Origin of the sequence: Leptospira ainazelensis (assembly GCF_016918785.1) — a bacterium.
In the GTDB taxonomy this organism is placed as follows: domain Bacteria; phylum Spirochaetota; class Leptospiria; order Leptospirales; family Leptospiraceae; genus Leptospira; species Leptospira ainazelensis.
The window spans coordinates 32,972-56,352 of sequence record NZ_JAFFPT010000009.1 but is presented as its reverse complement, the minus strand read 5'-3'; the positions used below and the strand labels follow the sequence as shown (position 1 = coordinate 56,352).

General features: G+C 40.5%; 19 protein-coding genes. 14 read left to right on the top strand and 5 right to left on the bottom strand.

Annotated elements, in window-relative coordinates:
• The first annotated feature begins 258 nt into the window (after window positions 1-258).
• Window positions 259-1,113, top strand: a complete 855-nt coding sequence (lp30, locus tag JWG44_RS01810; RefSeq protein WP_205273254.1) for a plasminogen-binding receptor Lp30 — start codon at window positions 259-261, stop codon at window positions 1,111-1,113.
• Between the two features lie 66 nt (window positions 1,114-1,179).
• Here lp30 and JWG44_RS01805 read toward each other — a convergent pair whose 3' ends face one another.
• Window positions 1,180-1,608, bottom strand: a complete 429-nt coding sequence (locus tag JWG44_RS01805; RefSeq protein ID WP_232371434.1) for a DUF1499 domain-containing protein — start codon at window positions 1,606-1,608, stop codon at window positions 1,180-1,182.
• A 255-nt stretch (window positions 1,609-1,863) separates the two neighbouring features.
• Here JWG44_RS01805 and JWG44_RS01800 point away from each other — a divergent pair, with 255 nt between their 5' ends.
• The 7 genes from JWG44_RS01800 to JWG44_RS01770 all read left to right on the top strand — a co-directional run bounded on the left by JWG44_RS01800 (window position 1,864) and on the right by JWG44_RS01770 (window position 11,468).
• Window positions 1,864-2,415, top strand: a complete 552-nt coding sequence (locus JWG44_RS01800) for a thioredoxin family protein (protein ID WP_205273252.1) — start codon at window positions 1,864-1,866, stop codon at window positions 2,413-2,415.
• 4 nt (window positions 2,416-2,419) lie between these two features.
• Complete coding sequence (locus JWG44_RS01795) at window positions 2,420-3,643, top strand: hypothetical protein (protein WP_205273251.1); 1,224 nt, start codon at window positions 2,420-2,422, stop codon at window positions 3,641-3,643.
• Between the two features lie 347 nt (window positions 3,644-3,990).
• The gene (locus tag JWG44_RS01790) at window positions 3,991-5,604 is read left to right on the top strand and encodes a flagellar hook-length control protein FliK (protein ID WP_205273250.1); all 1,614 of its coding nucleotides are present in this window, start codon (window positions 3,991-3,993) and stop codon (window positions 5,602-5,604) included.
• Between the two features lie 18 nt (window positions 5,605-5,622).
• Window positions 5,623-6,330: a flagellar hook capping FlgD N-terminal domain-containing protein gene (locus tag JWG44_RS01785; RefSeq protein WP_205273249.1), complete on the top strand. Its 708-nt coding sequence runs from the start codon at window positions 5,623-5,625 to the stop codon at window positions 6,328-6,330.
• A gap of 27 nt (window positions 6,331-6,357) precedes the next feature.
• On the top strand, window positions 6,358-7,752 hold the full coding sequence (flgE, locus tag JWG44_RS01780) for a flagellar hook protein FlgE (RefSeq protein WP_205273248.1): 1,395 nt from the start codon (window positions 6,358-6,360) through the stop codon (window positions 7,750-7,752).
• A gap of 247 nt (window positions 7,753-7,999) precedes the next feature.
• Window positions 8,000-9,982 (top strand): HD domain-containing phosphohydrolase, encoded by a 1,983-nt coding sequence (locus JWG44_RS01775; protein ID WP_205273247.1) that lies wholly within the window; start codon window positions 8,000-8,002, stop codon window positions 9,980-9,982.
• 1,075 nt (window positions 9,983-11,057) lie between these two features.
• A complete protein-coding gene (locus JWG44_RS01770; protein ID WP_205273246.1) occupies window positions 11,058-11,468 on the top strand; it encodes an ester cyclase in 411 nt (136 codons plus the stop codon).
• A 168-nt stretch (window positions 11,469-11,636) separates the two neighbouring features.
• Here JWG44_RS01770 and murD read toward each other — a convergent pair whose 3' ends face one another.
• Entirely contained in the window at window positions 11,637-13,025 is a 1,389-nt protein-coding gene (gene murD / locus JWG44_RS01765; protein WP_205273245.1) for a UDP-N-acetylmuramoyl-L-alanine--D-glutamate ligase, read from the bottom strand.
• A gap of 79 nt (window positions 13,026-13,104) precedes the next feature.
• On the opposite strand from murD, the gene JWG44_RS01760 reads away from it, so the two are divergent.
• The 6 genes from JWG44_RS01760 to JWG44_RS01735 all read left to right on the top strand — a co-directional run bounded on the left by JWG44_RS01760 (window position 13,105) and on the right by JWG44_RS01735 (window position 18,847).
• Window positions 13,105-13,437, top strand: coding sequence for an STAS domain-containing protein (locus tag JWG44_RS01760; protein ID WP_010575596.1), 333 nt, complete (start codon window positions 13,105-13,107; stop codon window positions 13,435-13,437).
• 7 nt (window positions 13,438-13,444) lie between these two features.
• Window positions 13,445-14,203: an indole-3-glycerol-phosphate synthase gene (locus JWG44_RS01755; RefSeq protein WP_205273244.1), complete on the top strand. Its 759-nt coding sequence runs from the start codon at window positions 13,445-13,447 to the stop codon at window positions 14,201-14,203.
• Between the two features lie 456 nt (window positions 14,204-14,659).
• Window positions 14,660-15,049, top strand: a complete 390-nt coding sequence (locus tag JWG44_RS01750) for a hypothetical protein (protein WP_205273243.1) — start codon at window positions 14,660-14,662, stop codon at window positions 15,047-15,049.
• Between the two features lie 669 nt (window positions 15,050-15,718).
• On the top strand, window positions 15,719-16,780 hold the full coding sequence (rlmN, locus tag JWG44_RS01745; protein WP_205273242.1) for a 23S rRNA (adenine(2503)-C(2))-methyltransferase RlmN: 1,062 nt from the start codon (window positions 15,719-15,721) through the stop codon (window positions 16,778-16,780).
• Window positions 16,781-16,810: 30 nt separating this feature from the next.
• Window positions 16,811-17,098, top strand: coding sequence for a Cys-rich protein (locus tag JWG44_RS01740; RefSeq protein WP_205273241.1), 288 nt, complete (start codon window positions 16,811-16,813; stop codon window positions 17,096-17,098).
• Window positions 17,099-17,113: 15 nt separating this feature from the next.
• Window positions 17,114-18,847: an ArnT family glycosyltransferase gene (locus JWG44_RS01735; RefSeq protein WP_205273240.1), complete on the top strand. Its 1,734-nt coding sequence runs from the start codon at window positions 17,114-17,116 to the stop codon at window positions 18,845-18,847.
• A gap of 226 nt (window positions 18,848-19,073) precedes the next feature.
• On the opposite strand, the gene JWG44_RS01730 is transcribed toward JWG44_RS01735, so the two are convergent.
• From JWG44_RS01730 to JWG44_RS01720, 3 genes are read right to left on the bottom strand one after another with little or no spacing between them, the layout of a single operon-like run.
• Complete coding sequence (locus tag JWG44_RS01730) at window positions 19,074-19,769, bottom strand: hypothetical protein (protein WP_205273239.1); 696 nt, start codon at window positions 19,767-19,769, stop codon at window positions 19,074-19,076.
• Window positions 19,770-19,781: 12 nt separating this feature from the next.
• Window positions 19,782-20,477 carry an MORN repeat-containing protein gene (locus JWG44_RS01725; protein ID WP_205273238.1) on the bottom strand — a complete coding sequence of 232 codons (696 nt, stop codon included), beginning with the start codon at window positions 20,475-20,477 and terminating at the stop codon, window positions 19,782-19,784.
• Between the two features lie 2 nt (window positions 20,478-20,479).
• Entirely contained in the window at window positions 20,480-23,362 is a 2,883-nt protein-coding gene (locus JWG44_RS01720) for an efflux RND transporter permease subunit (protein WP_269752185.1), read from the bottom strand.
• Window positions 23,363-23,381 lie beyond the last annotated feature (19 nt).

Below are 23,381 nucleotides of genomic sequence, written 5' to 3'. Positions count from 1 at the left end.
AAAAAGTGTGATCGAATCGATTTTTGAGATGTACAATCCTGAAACCGGTCTTATTTTCTTGGATTGAAATTTCCAATTCCATCGGTTGAGTTTTGACGATAAAACATTCCTAAGATTTCAGCGCCTTAGGAGAACCGGAAGAAAATATAATTTTCTTATTTCCGTTAGGCACTTTGTAAACGGATATACGCGGATAAAAAGAATTTCCTCGATAAAAGAAAGTTGGCAGAGGATGAAAGAATTTATTTTTGTAGTTCTATGGGAAATCGTAAGCAGAACATCCTAAACTGTTTTCTTTTACTTCTTTTTTTTCTCCTAGTTGTCGATTGCACGCAGGAAGTCGTGCGGGTGCAAAATCCGAAATCGGACCGGGAGAAAAATTCCTTTGGAGTGATCGGTTTCGGCCTTTACGTTTATAATCAAAATCACAAGAATTTGTTTAACATATTCGGTAAGGATTCCGGAACGGTCTTTCACGAACTCGGTACTTCCGGAGTTCGATTTTCCGAAATTCTTCGCAAAGACTCCAAAAATAATCCGAAGGACGTTAGTCCGTATCCCGACGAAGCGCCGGCTATGGTTGAAAAAGTTGAGTCCACTCAATATTACGAGGGAAAGACCGGTTATTTGTCTCCATTCTATCTTTTGTTATCCTTTGATCCTTCGAAAGAATACGTGATCACAGGAATCAATTATCTCTATCAAATCAGTTGCGGGCAGAATTGTCGAAGAATCGTGATTCGAAATTTTCCGGTCGATCCTTCCAAATCCTTTCAGGCCTTTCCGATCAAAACCAAGGCCGGAGAAATTTCTTTCGGGGGAATTTTGATGGCGCGGGTGCTTCCAACAACGCCCGATGATCCTTTTGGAATTCTCGACGATACTCCGAAATTAACCGAAATTTTTTCAGGCAACAAAGTCGCCGTCCATCTAGAACCGGGTGAAGAATATATCAAAACCATGGAGTCCGATTCTCTTCGAAAATACTTTTACGGAGGAGTTGTGAACGTAAAGAACGCGGAAAAACTATTTTATGAAATTCTAATTAAAGCCTATCCGGAAGGATATTGGAAGTCTCTTGCGGAAAGAAAAAAGGCCGCTCTGGAAAATTAGCCTCCCGGATTCTTAATTTATGAAGAATAAAAATTCTTCCGAGCGGATTTGTTTTTCGTTCCGAGTTTAAAGAGAATTCAGCTTTTCGCGGATCGTCTCGATTCTTTTACGATTGACCCCAAGGTCCGATTTTCCAAGACGAGACGCGGAACGCACATGAATCGTAGGCGAGTTCGGATCGAATACGAATTCGACGTCGTCCACAAATCTCCAGATCAAACTCGTAAATTCCACATAGAGATAATCCGATTCTTCTTTTACGATCTGTGTTCTCGAGATTTCGCCTATCGCGGTTTTTAACTTTGTCTTTCCTTCCTCGAGGGTTCCTTTATAACTTAAGGGCTTGATGCTGTGTTCCGAGTCGGTTTCAGGGACGACGCTGCTCACACAGTTCGGAGTTTGCGGACAAAGTCCTAATTTTCCGTTCTGTGCGCCCAAGGTCGAAGGCCGGGTTCCATTACATTGGAAAAAGAAGAGAAGGCTGATCGTGAGCAAGAGGAAACTCGGAACAAAAACTGACCTTTTAATTCGGTCGAAGGCGTATCCCAACTTATGCCTGTTAGCCGCCGATGTTTTTCGAGAAGATATCGTTGCACGAGATGGAGAAAATGGTCTATTTTTCATAGGGAAAGAATAACAGGAAAATCGGAATATGACAAAGAATTTTAGAATCTTTCCGAAATTTCTTCCGAGTTTCGATAAAAAATTAATTTCATGAAATAAATAGGCTTCCAGTCTAAGTCCAAACCGATGTCTCTTCTTGAATCCGAAAAAATACCTCTGGGAACCTTATTACCATCCTTTGAGCTGCCAGATCCGAACGGGAAGGTTTATTCTTCCGATGCAGTCTCGGGTTCGACCGGTCTTTTGCTGGTTATAACCTGCAATCATTGTCCTTATGCACAGGCGATCTGGCCCCGTTTGATTCGGTTTGCGGGAGAGATTCTTTCCTTAGGAGTAAAGACGGTTGCGATCAATCCCAATATTCGCCCCGATTACCCGGAAGATTCTCCGGAGGCGATGTCGACCAAAATTCAGGAGTGGGGGATTACATTTCCTTATCTCGCCGACGAAAGTCAGAACGTTGCACGAAACCTGAAGGCTATGTGTACGCCGGATATTTATCTCTATGACGCCGACAGGAAATTATTCTATCACGGAAGAATGGACGACAATTGGAAGAATGAAAAGCAGATTTCCAGAAAGGAACTCGAATACGCAGTTCACCAACTCGTAAAAGGAAATCCGCCTCCTATCAATCAATTACCCTCGATGGGTTGCTCAATCAAATGGAAGGAATAATCTTTTGCCCGCAATAACACCCGATCATACGCCTGTAGCCGCCGAGTCTTTTCAAGACGCGGAATTTTTAACGGAACACTATCGAGAAATCGAAGCCAAAACCTTGGAACATTTCCGCGTAGAATTCCGAAAAAATGAAAACGTATTGGAAAACCTTCCCACTTCAGGACTCATTCCTTATTTGAAAAAAAGCGGAGAACTCTATCAGGATTGGAGAATTCTAAAAAAGAATCTTACCGAGAAATATTCGGAACTTCAAAAAAGTAGAAACTTGGAATACGAACTTATCTATAGAAAGCTGGTCGCGGATAAGAATCATAAAACGAAGCCTAATTCTCTTATAGGCGATCTCTTTCAATCCGTGGTCGACGGTGTTTTAAACTCGGTTTACAGTTGGTTCGATACCGAGAAGAAGGCGGACCCGCCGCCGGTAAAGGTTCAACCGAAAACCACACAAGACGACGATCTGAAAAAACTCTATCGGGAGATGGTTCAAAAAAAGCTAAAAGAAAGGGATCGAAGTTTTTCATCCTTTCAGGATTTGTTAAAAGAATCGGCCTTGAATTGGAATCAATCCTATAGAAAAAAATTCCATCAAAGTCTTGCGTCCACCGTAAAAGAATTGGAATCGTCTAAGGCAAGTAAGGCCGAAATTCTAAATTCCTCGAAGTCGGCCAAAAAATCCGTCCTTAATTTTCACGACGAGGATAAGATACAGAAATATTCAATTTTTATGATAGACTATTTTTACAATCGCCTTCTTAAAAAAGAACCGGTTGCGGAAACCAAGATAGTCGTTCCCGAAAAAGCCGAAGAACCGAAAAAAGTCGAAACTAAAAACGTTCCGATCATCCCGAACCCAACGAGGACGGAAACCGAAACACAAAAGATCGTAGAACGAATCGTAACAGAACCGGAAAAGACGCATTCACCCAAAAAAAGTTGTCCGATAACCGATCTTCCCGATCACCTCATCAAAGAATGTTACGCCGATTATCTAATCGTAGACGTTTCCACCCGAGAAAAACGTCTCGAACTTCACAGGATCCGTTTGAGCAAAGAAAATCAAAACACAAGAGCGGAAGCGATCGAGTTTTTTAGTCAGTGTATCAACAAGGATCCTGCGGTTCTTCCGTTGGCGGAATCGGTTTTGAAACGCCATAACATAACACAGGAAGAAGAAAGTAAATTGAACGAGATGATCCGACGTCAAAAGGCTTGTAAGTAAAAAAAACCGTCTTCGAAAACGGAACGTTCGGCGTCTTCGATTCGGAAGATTAGGAAAACACATTCAGTTTATTGAATTATCAAAAAAGGTTTCAACGTTTGAGAAAATACGGAATTTGGAGTCCGTTGGATGTTTTGTATTTTTTCGTTTTGGAAAGTCTTTTGGGAAAAGTGTGAGTTCCTACTTTTTCGATTTTCCGGAAGAATTTCGATTTAGAAGGCAATTTCCCGAATGTGGGAACTCCCATTCTCAAAATTGTGCGACATAATCGTAAAAGGGAAGAAGATAATTTAAAAAACCATCAAGGAATTCCATGAAAGATCGATTTTAATACTGCGGAGCTCAGTATGAATATTTCAGGCGATCTTTCCATATCAGATTATAAACCTCAAACGCGTGTAACGGAATCGACCTTAAACGCGGCCTCTTTTTCCGGTTTGATCGGAAAGAACTCTTTTATGGATCTTATGAAATCGCTTCAGGGGTCCGCTCAAAAAGGGTTGGATGAAACCCTTTCCGGAATTCAGAACACTTTCACCAAAACTGAAACTTCCGAAAAAAAGGAAGAAGTAAAAGAAGTTCCAAAAGAAGAATTAGAATCGAAAGACGAAATATCATCTCCAGAAGTATCCGAAACTTCTAAGGACGAGGAAACGGCAATAACACCGGAAGAAGACGAACTCGGGACTATCGAAGAATCCTCCGGCGTTTCCGTTCTTCCCTGGTTTCTCGTCGCAGACGCAAAATCGGACGAAATCGTAGATCCGAAAATTGAAACCGAAATATTAAACGAACTCGAAGCCGAGATCGCGGCGGAAGAAGTCGTCGTTTCCGAACTCGAGACAGAACCGCTTTCTTCCACTACGGATCTTGTACAAACCCTTTTTTCAAGAGAAGAATCCCCTGAATTGTTAAGCGAAGTCGACGTCGAAGAAAAATCGGAAACAACCTTCCTCGTCCAAGAACAATCGCAAGAGACCGCCCCGATCAAGGCGTCCAAAGAAAACAAGGTTCGATCGGAACAAAGGGAAGAAGTATCCCTTGAGAAAGAATCCAAATTCTTACAACCTGAAACTCGTTCGCTTGAACAGACTTCTAAGGATTTAAAGGAGAATGTGAAGAATTTTTCCCAAAAGGAAAATTTTTCGAAGATCGCCGAAGAGAACAAAACTGAAGTTGCGAAAGAACTGGCGGTTGATTCCGAAAAATGGAAAATCAGCAGGGACAAAAAGACGGATTCTTATTTTCACTTAAAAACTTCGGGAAGAGAGGAGATCAAAACGGCCGTTCTCAATCAATTTTCCGAAAATTCTTCGGGTAAATCCGGACAGGAGCAATTTTCACGCGGAGGATCCGGAGATTCTTATTCTTCCTTGGTTAAGGGTTCAACGACGCCTAACGTTGTGGGGAGAGAAATTCCGGGTTCCGGGAAAGAATTCCCGATTTCCAAAGAATCGCACGTTCTTTCTAAAAAGGACATTCAACAGAACTTTCAAAACCTGATCCGTTCCGCAAGGGTTCAAATCCTCGACAACGGCAAAACGGAAGCGAGTATTCGTATGAATCCGAAGGATCTCGGTCAGATGTCGCTTTCCCTTTCTACGGACAAGGACGTAGTTCGAGGAAAACTTCTGGTAGAATCCGATTTCATCAAACAACAATTAACCGCCGAACTCGCGAACCTAAAACAGGATCTAAAGGCGAACGGCCTCGAACTTGAATCTCTAATCATCGAAGTAAAGGAAAGAGAAGAAACATTCGTATTTAACGGCGACTCCGAAAAACAAAAACAAGATTCTCATTCTTTTCAAACCGCATTCGGCGAGGAATGGAACTCCGATTTCAAAAATTCTTCCCGGGAAGACGATGAACTTTCCTTTGAAGAAAATTCTTCCGAGACTCATGGTTTTTCCGAAAAAACCGAAGGGAAAACAGAGAAACTGCTCGATCTGAAAGTATAGGCCTCGGAGGAAATCATCATGCCAGAAACATCCGGCGTAAGCCAACAAGCTACAAGAGATCATTACCTCGAAGGAGACAGAAGTTTTAAAATCCGGAACCACATGGAGAATCTGGAGAAGGAAGAAAAAAACGGTCTCAAAGGAATTGAAATTCGTTCCACGGTAAAGTCCCTCGGTAAGGATGATTTTCTAAAACTCCTCATAACTCAACTTTCGTCTCAAGATCCTACCAATCCGGTCAAGGATCAGGATTTTATCGCGCAGATGGCGCAATTCTCCTCTCTTGAACAGATGAACAATATCTCTACCGGAATTCAGAAGATGGGAAATCGTCAAAGTTTTTCTCTGGTTGGAAAACTTGTCTCCGGTCCGGACTTCGTAAACGGCGAAAGTATCGCGGGTATCGCGGGAGCTCTTTTCTTCGATGGAGAAGGGAAGACGTTTGTTCGTGTCAACGGAAGATCGATCGACGTGGAACAGATCACTCTGATCAGCGATCCGATCGTTCTCAAGGAACAGGAAGCGGCTTTTAACCAGGCTCAAACTCAAACATTGGCGCCCGCTCCACAAACGGCGCCTAACGCAGTACAGACCAAATCGGAACCAAAGGAAGTTTCTTCCGAAACAACTGTACAACCTCCGGAACTCAAAGATAAAACAGCGGCGGATGAAAAACCGTCGGACTGGAAGTTTCCGGGTAAAGACAAAAGCAATTCATACGAATAAACAAAGGATAATCAAGGTAACAGCTTTATGATGAGGTCACTCTATTCCGGTGTATCCGGACTTAAAAACCACCAGGTCCGCATGGATGTCATTGGAAATAACATCTCTAACGTCAACACTCACGGTTTCAAAACCGAAAGAGTTACGTTTCAGGATATGATTTCTCAGGAACTCCGAGGAGCTTCCGAACCGAAGGAGAATATCGGAGGTGTGAACCCGCAGCAAGTTGGTTTGGGATCTTTGATTGCCGCGATCGATAAAATCATGACTCAGGGTTCTCTCCAGACGACCGGAAAAAATACTGACGTCGCGATGTCCGGCGAAGGTTTTTTTATAGTTAAGGACGGGGATAAACAATTTTATACAAGAGCCGGCGCCTTTAACTTGGATAAGAACGGCTACTACGTGAATCCGGCTAACGGCCTAAAGGTGCAAGGTTGGAATTCACGACTGGACGACAAAGGAAATAAATTTATCAATTCTTCGGCTTCGATAGAAGATATCGTGATTCCGGTTTATTCCAAAGAACCCGCGAGAGCTACTTCTCAGATCGACTTTAAATCCAACTTGAATTCTTCCGTACCTGCCGTTCCTCCGGATGCGACTCAAGAGGAAATCTCCGCAATGATCAACGATCCGGATCCAAAGATGAGAAGGGGTCACGTCACCACGATCAAGACCTTCGACGATCAAGGGATTCAGAGAGAATTCAAGATGGAACTTTATAAAGTTCGGGATAACACTTGGAAGGCTCGTTTGAGTCTAACCGACGCGACTCAACTCTCCGTAGACGTTGCGGGAACCGGCGGTCAAAATACTCAACTTCCTGGAAACACGGAGATCGAACTCGGATTCACTCCTGACGGAAAACTCGTCTACGTTTCCGACGGAACCGATTCGATGAACACCGGTAAGTTGAACGCGAAAGTTTCTTTTAGAATTCCGGGTAATCCTGCGGTCCAAAACTTCGACCTGAATTTAGGCGAAGCCGGAATGGTCGATGGGATCACTCAGTTCTCTTCCGATTTTACTACCAAAGCCGTAAAACAAGACGGATATACGATGGGATATCTCGAATCCTTTTCGATCGATAACTCCGGAACCGTGACCGGTGTATTTTCCAACGGAGTTCGTCAGCCTCTCGCGAGAATTGCGACGGCGGTTTTTAACAACCCTGCCGGTCTCGACAAAGCGGGAGATACGATGTTCGCGTATTCCATGAACTCCGGGGAACCTAACATCGGTGAGGCGGGAGTTCAAGGAAGGGGAAAAATCAACGCCGGACTTCTTGAAATGTCTAACGTGGATCTTTCCGATCAGTTTACGGATATGATCGTAACTCAGAGAGGGTTCCAAGCGAATTCGAGAACCATTACGACTTCGGATCAGATGATTCAGGAAGTCCTGGGTCTCAAACGTTAAGAATTCTTTAATGATTTCTTCTTAGGCTGATCCTATTCGGTCTAAGAAGAAGTTTTCCTCCCTTCGGAGGGTTTCCAAATTTTCGTTTTTTTTCAGACAGCGCCGTTTCCTTCTAAGTTTTCCTTCCAAAAACGCGATTTTAAGAATATTTCATTTCTTAAATAACAGTTAATTTTTTTTGACAGGTTTTGGGAAAAATTCTCTTTCCACTATATTTCCCGTACGATTTCATTGGTTCCTAGAAAGGATGAGTCAGAAGTTCCCTAAATACATAGTCACGGACTCCCGTTCAATCGCCAAAAGACTCAATCCCGTTACTTCACGTTTAGAAGTCCAATTTTTAGAATTGAAAGAATTCTTTGAATCCGAGGTCATTCGTGATTCCGTCGGCTTTTTAAACATAATATTTTATCTTTCCGTTCCTACCTTAAAAGAATATCAAAGAAAGATTCATAAACAATTTCAGAGCAATCCTTTGATTCTCAGCCGTTTTATTCTGAACGAGAATCTTGATTATACGGAATCGGAGGATTTGAAAATAGAAGACGATTTGATCTTCGCAATTCTTCCGGAATCCTCCTCTGACGTGATTTTGAATAAGACGGTTCTGAACGCTTTTACTCAAATTCAGATGATTACGGATCAATTCGATCTTCAGCACAAAGTTAACACTACAAAATACGAAATTTCGAAGTTGACTCGGATCGGAATCAGTCTTGCCGACGAGAAGGATTTTAACAAACTCCTTCGGGAAATTATTTTTAGCGCGAGGGAGATCGCAGTCGCCGATTCGGGCTCTCTTTATCTCGTTGAAAAAGACGAACTCGGTTTTATAAAAAATTTGAGATTTAAGATTTCTTCCATGGATATAGATACGGAAGAATTTTTACTTCCTATTAACAAATCGAGTATCGCAGGATATGTCGCCGCTACCGGCAAAATTTTAAATATTCCCGACGTCTACGATCTATCCGAAGACGCGGAATATACCTTTAATAGTAATTTTGACGTTTTATCCAATTATCATACTAAATCCATGCTGGTTGTTCCCATGAAAAATCATAGGAACGAAGTCGTTGGGGTCATTCAGCTAATAAATAAAAAAAGGAACTTCAATCAGAAGTTAACCGTGGATCAGATGAAGGGAAAGGACATTCTTCCCTTTGACGATTATTCCGCGCAGCTCGTGATGAGCGTTGCGGGACAGGCGGCAGTCGCGATTCAGAATAATAATCTTTTACAAGAGATTGAGACGCTTTTTGAAGGATTCGTTACCGCTTCCGTAAACGCGATCGAATCTCGGGATCCGACAACAAGCGGTCATTCTTTTCGTGTAGCGCTTCTTACGGTCGGTCTTGCTGAAACGGTGGATCAGGTAGGAGACGGGAAATACAGGGATATCAAATTCTCCAAAGAACAAATCAAAGAAATACGTTATGCGTCTTTGTTGCATGATTTCGGAAAAGTGGGAGTTCGAGAGAAGGTTTTGGTCAAATCCAAAAAATTGGAAGACTACGAACTCGAACTGATTCGTTGGAGATTTCAATATATCAAGAAGGACATCGAGTCCAGGATTCTACAAAAGAAAACCGATTACCTAAAAAAACACGGAAGCGCCGGTTTTGCTGATTATGAAACCTCTCTTGAATTCGAACTTCAGGTTGAATATCAAAAACTCGATCAGATGTTTCAGATCGTAATCGACTCTAACGAACCTTCTATTTTAGAAGAATCTAATTTTCAAATGCTGGAAGAGATTGCAAAAGTGAATTATTCCACAACTGCCGGTGAAAATCTGAATCTCATTTCCCCTTATGAATTCGGTTTTCTTACGATCAAAAAAGGCTCTTTAGATTTTGCTGAAAGAAAAGAAATTGAATCGCACGTGGAGCATACGTTCCAGTTTTTGAGTAAAATTCCTTGGACGGGCGATTTAAAGATGGTTCCATCCATTGCACACGCGCATCATGAGAAACTCGATGGAACCGGTTATCCAAGGGGATTGGCCGGAGATTCGATCCCTGTTCAATCAAAGATCATGACGATCTCCGATATTTTCGACGCTCTTACCGATAAGGATCGTCCTTATAAAAGAGCGGTTCCGTTGGAACGGGCCCTGGATATTTTGCAGATGGAGGCTCGCGAGAATCATGTGGATTTCGATCTTCTTAAGATCTTTATCGAAGGGAAGGTTTACGAAAGACTTTCCAATTCAGGGCATCTTCGCTGATCGAAATTCAAAGTCTTTTCCTCAAGATTTAATTTGGGCGCCTTGTCTTTTCAAAATTAAAAATAACAAGCTGGTTCGCAGGAGTTTCCCTGGTTTGAGTATCCTTCGCCGAGGCGCACTTGTGCGAAGTTCCTATAAACGCAGCCCGATTTGACAGAAATCGCTTTGCTTCGTCGTAACTCCAACGTGAAAATCGGCTTCTAAACGTTCCACCCGCAATTGTGCGAAGTTCGCCTAAACGCGTGGTTTGAGAGGGTCGCCTTGGGTCGTCGTAATTCCGACGTTGAGAATCCGGTTTTGGATGCTTAATCTGCATTTGCGCGAAGTTCGCCTAAACGCGACTTTTCAGTTGGAGCCCCGAGTATTGCCGTACCTCCGACCAAAAGAGTACGAGTTTTCTGTTTGATTTTGACGTTTCGTTTACGCGAAGTTCGCCTAAACGCGTGGTTGGACGGAATTACCTTTGCGTCGTCGTAACTCCAACGTCGGGAGACAGCTTCTAAACGTTACACCCGCAATTGTGCGAAGTTCGCCTAAATGTAGCCCGGTCTGATAGAAATCGCTTAGGTCGTCGTAACACTGACGTCGGGAGTCAACTTCTAAACGTTTCACTCGCAATTGTGCGAAGTTCGTATAAACGCTACGCGGGTTTGAGCGGGTCGCTTTTCTTCGTCGTAACTCCGACTTTGAGAGTCTGGTTTTGAACGTTTCACCCGCAATTGTGCGAAGTTCGCCTAAACGCTGCCCGCGTTGGACAGAATCACCTAATTTTGTCGAAACAGTGCAAAGGACGTTCGTATCTTAACTGAAAATTTTTTATGCGAAATTCGGCTGCTCAACATTATATACAATCGATGACTCCTTTCATAGAATAGAATCATCTCCGTTTCCAAGGGTGGTCTAAAAAATTTAAAATGACCGAAAAAGGGGCGTGCACAGGATTTTGAAGAATTTACTACGTCGATAGCGAAATCTTTTTTCCGGATCAGACTCAAATAGCAGTTCACAAAAAAATAAATAATGCTTAAAATCTAAATTACAAATCAATAAAGTAGAATCACCCTATAGGAATATTATGAAAAACACTGAGAAAATAGAATATATTCTAAAAGAATTAATACAAAATAATAACCCGAATTCGATTCAAGGCGCATTTGCGCGAAACTATATTGTTCATACCTCTAAAAAAGATTATAAAGGGCACGAAATCATAAAAAGGTGGTTGCGCGATCTAAATAAATATTTCTACGACTTAAAAATCGTTAAAATTCAATTCTTAGTTCAGACCGAAGAGGTTGTCGTTTGGAAAAGAACATTAAAAGGAAAAATCAAACCCTCGAAGAGCAACAAATTAGTTCCTAAAAAAACGATTAAGTGGGATGAAATGGTAGTCTCTAAATTTAAAGATGGGTTCATCATTGAAGAATGGAATACTTCCGAGTTCCTGGGTGAATTGCTTTCAAAGCAAGGGTTCTATAAGAACTAGTCACAAAACTGAGGCAGACAGGTTCTTGCGGCTTGATCTTTCTAACTATGATCATCGAGTTTTGGAACGCGCTGTAAATATTCCTACGTTTTGAGATCGAAATTCGTGATTGATTCTACGCTGCTCTTTGGAAGGGGCCGAAGACGGAAAACCGAAGAAATATGTCGATTATTGAATATTTTTGAGAAAGGATTCAACAAGAGAGAGAAAATGATTTCCCCTTTCTTCGAAATTCTTATATTGATCAAAACTTGCACAGGCGGGAGAAAAAACTACCGAAGAGATTTGTGTTCCATTCTTCAGATGAATTTGAAACGTTTCCCCGGAATTTTCGGGAAGTTTTGTTTTCCCTTCCTCTAAGATCGCAAAAGCGTCTTTTAAGGATTCTACGGCAAAAAGTTTCTCTCCGATGAGTTTTCCGATATCTTCCTCCCAAACCTGGCGACCTTCTCCGATAAGAATTACACAACCGATTCCTTGTATTAAAAAATCATAAAGTGGTTTAGGATCCTCTTTTTTCGGTCTTCCTCCGAGGATGAGACAGGTTTCCTCCCTTTTTTTCCAAGTCGACATTCCCGCGAGCATACTGTGAAGGTTTGTCGATTTAGAATCGTTGATAAACGAAAATCCGTTTTTTTCTCCGGCAATCTGGAAACGATGAGGAAGACCTTTGAAGAGGGGAATTTGGTCTTGAATCGATTCCGGTTTTCCTCCGATCGCCTCCGCTGCGAGAATCGAAGCCGCAAGATTTTCACGATTGTGAGTTCCGGGGAGAAAAAACTGGGAGAGATCGTATTCGAATTTTGCGGTTCGAATTTTTAGAGAATTCTCATCTAAAAACGCATCCGCTTCCGGAATTCTTCCAAAAGTCAAAAGTTTGCACTGAAATTTTTCGGAATTCAAAATTCTATCTTTTATCTTTTGAGAAACGATCAGAGAATGATTTTTATTTTGAAGATCGGCAATCTTGAGTTTTGCTCGGAAATAATTTTCCATCGTCTTGTGTCTTTCTAAATGATCGGGAGCGAGATTTAAAAATACGGATGTGTTCAATCGAAGCGGAGACGAATCGTCCAATTGATAGCTGGAAAGTTCAAGAACCGCCAAGGAAATCGGTTCTTTGCAAAAAGAAGTAAAAGGAATTCCGAGGTTTCCTCCTTCTTTCAGATCGGGGAAATCTTTTTTTAAGAGATGAGCCGTAAGCGCCGTTGTAGTGGACTTTCCGTCAGTGCCGGTAATGCCTATCATTCTTCCATGAAAAAAATTATTTCCAAGATCGATTTCGGAAAAAACAGGAATTCCTTTTTCTTTCGCGAAGAGAAGAATTGGATGATCCGGTAAAATTCCAGGCGACTTGATGATAAGAGAGATTTGAGGAAGGGAGTTCGGTTCGGTAGAATCCGAAAGATAAGAAATCGAGTTGGAAGAAGGAGGATTTCGATCACAGAGAATCGGATCCGCGCCGATGGTGATCAAAAGATTCAAAGCGGAATTTCCGGAGATTCCTCCACCAAGAACAAGAGTCTTCTGGCCTTTTAGGGACTCGGGAAATTTCATTTTTTGACCTTGGAACAGTGATTGACAGGTTATTTTCACCCCCGATAGTTGTCAGTAGCAAAAACTTAAGGATATTCCCTTGCTCGATCACAAAGTACGCGACGGTGTTTTGATTGTTTATCTCAAAGGACGTTTGGATGTTTCCATCGCCAATGAAGTAGAGGAAAATCTGAATGATCTGATCGACAATCAAGGTCATAAAAAAGTAATTCTGAATATGCAGGAAGTGGATTATATGTCTTCATCCGGATTCAGAGCTTGTATCTCCACCCTCAGAAAACTCAACTCAAAAGAGGGTGCATTAAAAATCAGTAATATCAAACCTGCGGTGAAACGCATCTTTGACGTAATCGAACTCACCTCTCTTTTTGATATCCGCGAAACTGAAGACGAGGCTTTGAAATCTTTCTAAGCCTCAAATGTCTTCCGCTCAATTGCACCGGGTTCTCCGGGAAATCATTGCCACCAAACAGAACGAGATTCTGAATACTCGTAGTTTTGATCCAACTCCTTATCAAGGACTCGGACTTCGGGAATCCCTCAGAAGTCGTAAGTTCTCGATCATCGCAGAATGTAAAAGGAAAAGTCCTTCCGCCGGTGAAATTCGTACCGACTATGATCCGGTAAAGATCGCGAGCGTTTACGAAGATTGTGGAGCGTCGGCGATTTCGGTTTTGACCGATCGAGATTATTTTGGCGGTTCCTTGGAAGATTTGAAGAACGTTTCTTCCAAGGTAAGGATTCCCGTTTTAAGAAAAGACTTTATTCTAAACGAGATCCAGATTCGGGAAGCAAGAGAATACGGCGCTTCTGCGATTCTTTTAATTGTAAGAATTCTGACTCCGGAACAAATCAAAACATTTTTAAAATCCGCACTTTCTTTGGGAATGGACAGCCTTGTGGAAGTTCATACGTCTGAAGAGGCAAAGTTGGCTTTGGATTGTGGCGCCGAAATCATAGGAATCAACACAAGAGACTTGGATACGTTTCAGATTCACAAAAATCTCGTCGAAGAGGTTTCTTCCTTTTTACCGCCTAACGTGATTAAGGTGGGAGAATCAGGTGTGAAAAATCGTTCCGATCTCGATAACTTTCGAAAACTCGTGGACGCCGCACTGATCGGAACCTATTTTATGGAGAAGCCGGATATTCACAAGGCCTGGCTCGATCTATTTTAGAATATTTTAATATTGACCGATTTTCCGAAAAAATGTTTCGGCGAAAATAATCTCACCGAACTTAAAGCCGTTTTTCATTCAGGTTGTCTCAAGACCTTCCAAGAAATCTTCCATAACATTCGATGAGCTCGTAATAAAAACGATGGAGTTCCTACAGATTCCTTTTTTAGCCTGGCCGACGCTTCCAAGAATATTCTAACAAACTTGTTTTTGTTAAATTTTTATTGGAGTTCCTACATTTTTTTTGGGTTTTGCGACAAACTCTAAACTTTCAGAGAAGTTTTTAGTTTTTCCAAATTCCCAAAAACGCGTTTCTACATTTCGAGAGTTCCACTCATCAACAATGGATTGCCCTCTACGAAACTTTTCAGTAGACATTTATCAATAGAAAGGCGCGAATTTTAGAATGGAAGTTCTTCGAATCGTAGAGTTGATTTGAGAAGAGTGAGGGAAATTATGACTCGATATTCTTTTTTTTGGTTCTTTCTTCTTGTTTTTGCGTTTTTGAATGCGGCGATTCGAGAACTTACTTATAAGAATCTTTTCGGAGAGTTTTTATCGCATCAGATTTCGGTATTTACAGGTATTCTCCTTTTGAGTATTCCGATCGCTTGGATCGCGAAATATTATCCATTTGCAAATTCGAGACAGTCGATCTTAGTCGGGGTTCTTTGGGTGATTTTTACCGAAGTTTTTGAATTTACTATGATAGTCTTTTGGTCGCAAAAACCGATCTCCGAATTCTATCGCGCACACGATTTTTTCCAAGGAGAACTCTGGATTCTTGTCCTCCTGTGGATTGCAGTTTCCCCTTATTTGTTTTATAGAATCTTGGATCGTTCTTAGATGGAAAACTTTCGATAGAAGAATTTGATCTTTTTGTTTGTTTATGCGAAGTTCAGCTAAACGCGTCTTTCCAGTTGGAGTCCCGCGTTTTGCCGTACCTACGACCAAAAGAGAATCCGAATTTTCTGTTTGATTTTGGCATTTATGCGAAGTTCGCCTAAACGCGACTTTTCAATTGGAGTCTCGAGTTTTGTTTTAACGAAGAAGGATCGTTTGTAATTTGCATGCGAATTTTTTTACGTTTATGCAAAGTTCGCCTAAACGCGACCCTTTCCAGTTGGAGCCCCGAGTTTTGTGGTAACTCCGACCAAAAGAATCCGATCTTTCTGTTTGATTTTGGCATTTATGCGAAGTTCGCCTAAACGCGACCCTTTCCAGTTGGAGCGCCGAGTTTTGTGGTAATTCTGCCGATGAAAATCACTGTTTAACGCTTTGATCTGCAATTGTGCGAAGTTCGTATAAACCGCACGAAACTAACTCTAACTGAGAAACATAACTTTATAAAAAGTAAAAGACATAAGGATTCTTATAAAAACAAAAAGGGGAGGAGTCTTTTGAAAAGAACCGGTCGTGGTTTCGTCGCCTTTTTTTTCTTCATGGAAAAATAGAGTTTGAAAAGAGTTTTCTCTACGACCATAGAGAAAAACATAGACTTGTAGGATGATTCTCATGATTCAAGAGACGCTCGGAGAAGTTCAAACCGGAAAGATTCCGTTAAAAGGAAGAACCTTAAAAGAGCTTTCGGATATCATGTCTTCCCTGGGCGAAAAGCCTTTTCGCGCAAAACAGATCTATCACGGCCTTTATGTAAATCGTTACGAATCTTGGGAACAATTCACTACATTCTCCAAGGCGCTCAAAGAAAAGTTGGAAGAACTCTGTTCTCTCACTCGTCTTCATGTCGCAAAACATCTCAAATCCGTAGACGGAACTCAAAAGTTCACCTTCACTTCCGAACCGAATAACGGAAAAGAATTCGAAGCGGTCTGGATTCCGTCGGGAGACGGAGGGAGAAAGACGATTTGTATTTCTTCACAAGTCGGTTGTACTCTCAATTGTAAATTCTGCGCAACTGCAAAGTTGGAATTCCAGGGAAATCTCAAGGCCCACGAGATCGTAGATCAGATTCTCCAAGTCGAAAAAATCGTAGGCGATAGAGCGACTAACGTCGTTTTTATGGGAATGGGGGAACCGTTCCACAACTATTTCAACGTGATCCGCGCCGCTTCCATTCTTCATGATCCGGACGCACTCAACCTTGGCGCGAAAAAAATCACAATCTCCACATCCGGTGTCGTCAATGGGATCAGACGTTTTATTGAAAATAAAGAACCTTATAACTTTGCGATCTCTCTCAATCATCCGGACCCGAACGGAAGAAAGGAGATCATGGACATCGAAGAAAAATTCGCCCTTCCGGAACTCATCCAAGCCGCAAAGGATTTTACGAGAGAACTGAATCGAAGAATCACTTTCGAATACGTTATGATTCCCGGCGTAAACATGGGACAAGAGAACGCAAACAAACTCATAAAGATCGCGAGATCCATGGATTGCAAGATTAATGTGATCCCCCTCAATACTGAATTCTTCGGATGGAGAAGGCCTACGAGAAACGAGGTGGAAGAGTTTATCACACTCTTGGAACCCGCGGGAGTTCCGATTCTCAACCGAAGATCACCCGGAAAAGATATTTTCGGGGCCTGCGGAATGCTCGCCTCAAAAAGTTGACCTCAGTTTTCCTTTTTGAAAAATGGGGGAATGAATCCGAGAAGAATTCTTCTTTTCCTCTTATTAACGATCTTACCTTTCGTTTCCTGTCAGGAATACGTTCAACAAAAGTGCAGTTCGGCGTGTAAGTTCTTCGTTCAGTGTGCGGTGACCACGTTTAAAGACGTTAGGGTTACGGAACTTGAAAAGAATCAGGCGATGATCGACTGCGAGAGCGGTTGTATCCGAGAACAGAGTTTTGTTCTTCCTTGTTTCGAATCTGAAACTACATGCAAAGGTTTTAATACCTGTGTCCTCGAATCCGGATTTATGGATTAAAAAAAGGAATAAAAAATGAATTCAATCGCTTCCGATAAACCCTTGATTTCCATCAAAGTTCTTTTTGTTCTTCTTTTGATCTCGATTCTTCCTTTGCTCTTTACTCTTCCTCTCGACGTGATCGATATCGATTCTTCCCAATACGCGGAAATTTCGAGAGAGATGGTGGAAGGCGGGAATCCGTTTTTTATCCGCGACAATGGAAGAAGATATCTGGACAAACCGATCCTGACGTTTTGGAAAATTTCCCTTTCTTTTCTCGTCTTCGGTTATCAAAATTTTGCGTTTCGTCTTCCGGCGCTTCTCTTTACGTTTCTTTCCTTCTGGGGAATTTTTAAACTCACGGAATCGTATTCGGGAAGTCGGCTTCGAGCTTGGATCGCGGTATTCTTATATTCTCTTTCACCCGGGCTCTACTCGATGGTCGTCGATCCTAAGATCGACGTCTATCTGACTCCGTATCTGATCTTGGTGCACGCTTTCTATTATTTAGGCTTTAAGAAGAATCGAAATTATTACTTTCTTATGTATTTTGCGATGGGGCTCGGGTTTATCACCAAAGGACCGATTGCGATGGTGATTCCCGCCTTGTCGATCGGGGGTGATATTCTTTTTAGGAGGGATTGGAAACGACTTCTCGAAATGAAATTATTTCCCGGCGCATTTCTCGCGATCCTTCCCCCGGTTCTCTGGTCGATTCCGCTTTATCTTGAGTTTCAGACCTACGGTCCTTACTTCTTTTTGTGGATTCAATCTTTCGGAAGATTTTACGTAAAGATGTACAATCAGAAGTTCAATCCTCTCTTTTTTTATTCCAACTTTTCCTGGGCTTTCGGAATTTTTATTCTTCCCTTTGTCGGCTTTGTGATCGATCGTGTGAGGAATTTTTTCAAAGAAGGAAAATCTAAAGGTTTATTTCAGAATATTCTAAAAAATGAATATAAGAATCAGGATTTTGTTCCCGGTTTTTGGCTTTTTCTCTTTTTATTTTTGATTAGTTTTTCGAGATATCAACTTCCTCAGTATATCTATTGGTGTCTTCCCGCGGCGGCAGTGATCGGGGCGGGAGTTTTAGAATCGATTCTTCTTTCTTTGAAAGGATCCCAAAAGAGAGAATCCTTTCAAGGGATAGGCGTGATTCTTCTTTTGATCACCGGAAGCGCCTTTTTGGTTACGCTCTTGATTCTTCCTTTTCTGAGCGTGGATGTGAGTTGGGATTATCTGATTCTACCCGCGATATACTTGGCGGTTTTTATCTGGGTTTATTTTCAAACGGGTAGGGAAGGGCGTTTGCTTGCTTCTTGGATGTTTCCGGTTTCCTTGTTCTTCTCCATTGTGAGTTTATATCTTTATCCGATGTTGACTTCGTTTCAGCCTTCAAAAGAGATCGGAACTTTTATTCGCGAAAACGAACCTGGAAAGGAAAAACTTTTTCTCTTTGGAGTTCCCGCTTCCAAAAGATCTTACGCTTATTATTCTCAAAGAATTTCGAGAACTCTTTTTGATCCGGCGATTTTGATCGATGCGATTCAAAAGGACGGACAACGTTATCTGATCGTTCAAGATAAATGGATGAGTAAGATGGATGAATTCTTCGGAAAGGAAGTTCAGTTTGAAACGGTAAAAGAATACCCGTCTTATAAGGTGGCTACTCCGGAAGGAAAGTTTTTTCTGAAATCGGAACGGGAGAAGGTCTCTGGAAAGGTGATCCTGATGCGGGCCACATTAAAAAAATCCGAGAAAAAATAAGAGTTTCTAAAAAATGATGAGGAGAATTTCCGATTCTCCCGAAAAGTTAATTAGGCTAAATTGTGAGCCTGGTTTGGTTTTGGTCCCTGGGTGAAACCGGGGACTACTTTTCCCCTTTTTCTCATCGAAGAATTCTCAAACTGCCGGCTTGAGTAAATTAAACTACTGAAAAACCAAATACTATAATAGTCGATTGGCTATGCTTTTCTCCAGGGTAATTCTTAATTTAAACAGGCCTATAGGTCCATAAAAAGAAAAATAAGAGAATTAAGAAAGGGGAAAACCAAGTCAGAAAAGCCCTGCCACTATTTTGCTGAAATACAGTTTTTACCATTCGAAAATAGCTGATTGCCTGTAGCAAAATGCCTATGATTAAAAAAAGACTCACAAAACCGATGAAGAGAATCATATAGAAAATATCTTTTTTCGCTGAATTTGGCATCAGGCTGAAGAAGAATAAAATTGGAAAAAACGATAATAAGACGTAAAGATTGCTTGAAATCACCAAAGACGCGCATCTGAAAAAACTTACGTTCTTTTCTCCAAAAGTTTTAACTGTAAAATAGGAACTGATACTGACAAAAAGTTCAAAAATTACTAGTGATAATGCAAAGAAGAAAATATTGTAAGGAAAGGAATTTAACAAATACATCAATACGGAAATTTTGCCTTCTACTAAAAAACCTCTCATGACTTGGGAATACTCTACTAAATATGAAAGGTTGAGTAGTGAGAGAAGAAAGTTTACTATTATGTAAAGTCCCAAAAGAATCAGGTGAGTTTTTAAGGCCGTTTTGAAGAATTCCTTATCCTCTATTCCCTGAATTGTTTCCGGATTTAAATGAAAACTTAAGGTTTTCAATATCTCTTTTTTAACAATGTTATTTGCGATAACTTGTTTCATCTTCACGAATAATTGCATTGTGTTTCCTAATTAATTAGCGTTAAACGCTTCCTTGTCGTTTTTCCAGTTTCCTTTGTGGATTATTTGCCCGGATTCGTTTCGTAGGATTCCGAAGCCCTCCCTTTTTCCAGCTCGCCAAGATCCGATGTATACGTTTCCATCGGGATAGATAAACGCTCCGTTCCCATCGTAAATCCTACCTGACTTATAAATTCCACTCAGTTTTGTTCCATCGGACAGAATCAACAATCCTGCACCATCCGGCTCGTCTTCGTTCCACCTAACGCTTAAGGTTGTTCCATCTCTCCATCCGAAAACTCCAAGTCCTTGTTTTTTATTATTCACGAATGTGCCTGAATAAGAAGATCCGTCCGGATATCTATATGACCCGTCGCCATGCTTTACTCCATGTTTCCATTCTCCTTTGTAGAAATGTCCTTCTTCGTTTTTAAATAACCCGTAGCCATCCGGATGTGAGTTTCTTACATAACCTTCGTAATAAGCCCCTCCCCGGTACTGTATTTTTGCAAAACCATTTTCGCAACTCTCCGTTAAACATTTGTATTTAGTGAACTTTAAAAAAGCAGTTACAAACACAAAGAGACAAAATGCAATAGTTAAAAAGAAGAAAAGCTTTCCTTTTTTTGTAGAGGTCCATCGTTGAAGAGACCTTTTTAAAGTTAACACCGCAGTTTTGAAAAACGTGATAATTCTCGTTGGATACAAGGTTATTTTCTCCTATTCATTAAGATTTGAAAACGGGATGTGATTTTCTCTTTTGTGTAATTCAGAACATTCATATAACTTACGTTAAATTCAAATAGTAGAAATCTAGATAAGAACGCTGAAATTAAAAATATGCCAGCGACGTTTTTTATTACAGTTAGCTCAATATTTGAAAATACAAGTAAGGGTAGATATAAAATCGTTCCGATCATAAGATGTTTCTCCTTTTCTGCACGAATTCTCGCAGGAACGGTAGCATCAGATTTTGATACTATATGAATCATTAGAACTATTAAGACTACAACGCTGCCAATATGTAAGCCGATATCGTAAGCTTTGAAAAGGAGCAAATAGAGCGACAAGAAAATACTATAAGTAAATATCAGGGAGAAAAAATAATTTAATGACTTTCCTATTGATTCGGTAAAGCCGGTGAAAAGAAAAAAACATATAGAAAAAATCAATAGCAAGTAGGTTAAAAAGATTCCGTTTGATTCCGAAAGTTTTTCAATTCGACTATTAAATTCAATTCGTTCGTCTTTATTCAGTAGATCCCTGGCATTATTGTGAACGAGTTTCAGTAATTCTGCAGCATTATAGGAGCCTGCCCTAACTGATAATGCGAGAGTCGGGCGTTTGTTTTTTCTGAATAATTTTATTGGAGAGGTTGTCTCCCTTCCTGTAAAAAGGTTACTTATCGGAGAGAATTGACCGACATTGTTTTTGATGAGAAACTTATTGAGTTGTTTTTCTGATCCTCGATATTCTTTTGAGGCTCGAATTCGTATATCGAGTTCACTGTTTTCTTCATTAAATTTACTAACAACAGATCCTTGTATGACAGTTCTTAAAAAGGAACCAATTTCCGAATTTTGTACTAATGGATTATGGCTATTTAAGTCTAATTGAAGTTCGCTCCGAGGTGGTTTGAAATTGAGAATAACCTCTTGTATTCCGGAAAAGCTGGTGAGCAGATTTGCAATCTTTGGTACTGACTTATTTAAATCCGCGTGATTGGAACCAATTATATCCAATGAAACTTCCTTCATTCGTCCTAATTCGGATTCTTTCGTAAAATAACAATAGGCGGGATTCTGTTTTCCAACGGATTCATTTAACGAAGCTATTATATCGTTTTTGAAGAAGGCGGTCTTATGGTAATTTATGATTAAAAAGGCGTGACCCGGATCAATTTGCGAAATTACATCCTTTACGTTCGAGTTTTTTAACAGTTTTGCTTCAATATTTTGTACGATATTGTTCGTATATAGAAAGCTCGAATCTGACGGTAGTTCAATATAACCGTATACTCGGTCGTCCTCAATATTGAAATAAACCTCCTTTGTTGATCTGAGAAATATAACCAGCGCAAATATCGTCACGGCTGCAATGAATATCAGAAACCTCCAGCCGTTCTTTTGATCAGGATGACGACTATTCATTTGATAAAGGGGCCCTTCCGGAAGAGTTTGGATATCCTGCATTAGGGACGTATTTTTTTCCTTTCGAGCCGTTATGTATTCGAAGGAAAGTTGAAGGCATGATATTCCCAATGCTGTTAGAAGAGATAACCTAATTAGGTTTATTGCGATCGTAGGGTTAAGTAGTATGCTTGGTAAAAAAAGAGAGGGTAACGATAGGAGAATCCATAAGAGTAAAGTGCGCTTCATTTTTGCTTCTTGACTGTTAAGCTGAAAGTAGAGCGTTATCCAAATTATAAAGGATAGATAAAAAGACAGAACGGTTAACAAATCGAAATCTATTTTAAAGAGGAAATGAACGAAGGAAAAAATTAAAAGTATTAGGACGGATTGGAATAGGAGAAGCGCAATTAAGCTTAAGGGATTATGATATTTTCTCGTTTTGAGAAAAATATATATTAAAAAGAATGTGACAACCATAATGAAAAAGAAATTGGCATAACTTCCTTTGATATTATCCGCTTGATTGAATATTTTATCCAGACGCAGAACGCTGCCATTCAAATTGGAAATAGATTTATCTATCTCGGCGGAAATTTGTAAGATATTAGCGTTATGTTTTTTATAAACATATATTCCTATATTTTCACTTCCATTAACGCGATAGGAGTTATCATCATCTCTATAAGAGCCTTCCACGGTCGCGATGTTTCCAAGAGAAATCGTTTTTCCCAACGCTAAGCTTGTTACGGGTAATTCAATTAATTCTTCTATCGTTTTGAATTTCCCCTTGAGTCGTACTTGATAAAGTCCTCCTTTTTCTTCTACCGCCGCTAAGGTTAAGGAACGATTATTAAAATGTATTGCGTTGTAAATTTCAGCCAAGCTTATGTTATAAGTATTTAATTTCTGGATATCGAAAGAAATAAGTATTTCCTTTACTTTTCCTCCTGAGATTGTAACTTTACTAACTCCTTCGATTCCTTCGAAGGACTTCTTGATTACGCTGTCTGCGAAAGCTCTTAATTCTCCCATTTCTTCAGATTTGGGTACCTTTAGCGAAATTACGAAGATTGGCATTTCATTCGGGTCAAAATTTAATACTCTAGGCTTCCGGACTTCTTTAGGAAAATTTACGACCGTGTTTTCAATTCTTTCTTTAATCTCTAATGTTTTGAGATTTAGGTCTGCGCTACTTTCGAAATCTAAACGAATAAGTGATTTTCCTTTTTCAGATTGGGAACGTATTTCTGTAATTCCACCTATCGCAGATATTTTGTCTTCTAAGGGAATTGTTATCGTATTCTCTACGGTTTCAGAATCCGCACCCGGAAATTCAACTACGATTGAAAGTGCAGGATTTTTCACTGTGGGTAATAAAGAATAATTTAATTTAAATACAGATATGATTCCAAAGAGTAACACTGAAATTATTAACATTTGAACTGTGATTTTGGACGGCATCTTTGAGCTCATATGAAAT

Coding starts and splice junctions, on each gene's coding strand:
- lp30 (WP_205273254.1), top strand. CDS start 259: ATGGGAAATCGTAAGCAGAACATCCTAAACTGTTTTCTTTTACTTCTT.
- JWG44_RS01800 (WP_205273252.1), top strand. CDS start 1,864: ATGTCTCTTCTTGAATCCGAAAAAATACCTCTGGGAACCTTATTACCA.
- JWG44_RS01790 (WP_205273250.1), top strand. CDS start 3,991: ATGAATATTTCAGGCGATCTTTCCATATCAGATTATAAACCTCAAACG.
- JWG44_RS01785 (WP_205273249.1), top strand. CDS start 5,623: ATGCCAGAAACATCCGGCGTAAGCCAACAAGCTACAAGAGATCATTAC.
- flgE (WP_205273248.1), top strand. CDS start 6,358: ATGATGAGGTCACTCTATTCCGGTGTATCCGGACTTAAAAACCACCAG.
- JWG44_RS01775 (WP_205273247.1), top strand. CDS start 8,000: ATGAGTCAGAAGTTCCCTAAATACATAGTCACGGACTCCCGTTCAATC.
- JWG44_RS01770 (WP_205273246.1), top strand. CDS start 11,058: ATGAAAAACACTGAGAAAATAGAATATATTCTAAAAGAATTAATACAA.
- murD (WP_205273245.1), bottom strand. CDS start 13,025: ATGAAATTTCCCGAGTCCCTAAAAGGCCAGAAGACTCTTGTTCTTGGT.
- JWG44_RS01755 (WP_205273244.1), top strand. CDS start 13,445: ATGTCTTCCGCTCAATTGCACCGGGTTCTCCGGGAAATCATTGCCACC.
- JWG44_RS01750 (WP_205273243.1), top strand. CDS start 14,660: ATGACTCGATATTCTTTTTTTTGGTTCTTTCTTCTTGTTTTTGCGTTT.
- rlmN (WP_205273242.1), top strand. CDS start 15,719: ATGATTCAAGAGACGCTCGGAGAAGTTCAAACCGGAAAGATTCCGTTA.
- JWG44_RS01740 (WP_205273241.1), top strand. CDS start 16,811: ATGAATCCGAGAAGAATTCTTCTTTTCCTCTTATTAACGATCTTACCT.
- JWG44_RS01735 (WP_205273240.1), top strand. CDS start 17,114: ATGAATTCAATCGCTTCCGATAAACCCTTGATTTCCATCAAAGTTCTT.
- JWG44_RS01730 (WP_205273239.1), bottom strand. CDS start 19,769: ATGCAATTATTCGTGAAGATGAAACAAGTTATCGCAAATAACATTGTT.
- JWG44_RS01720 (WP_269752185.1), bottom strand. CDS start 23,362: ATGCCGTCCAAAATCACAGTTCAAATGTTAATAATTTCAGTGTTACTC.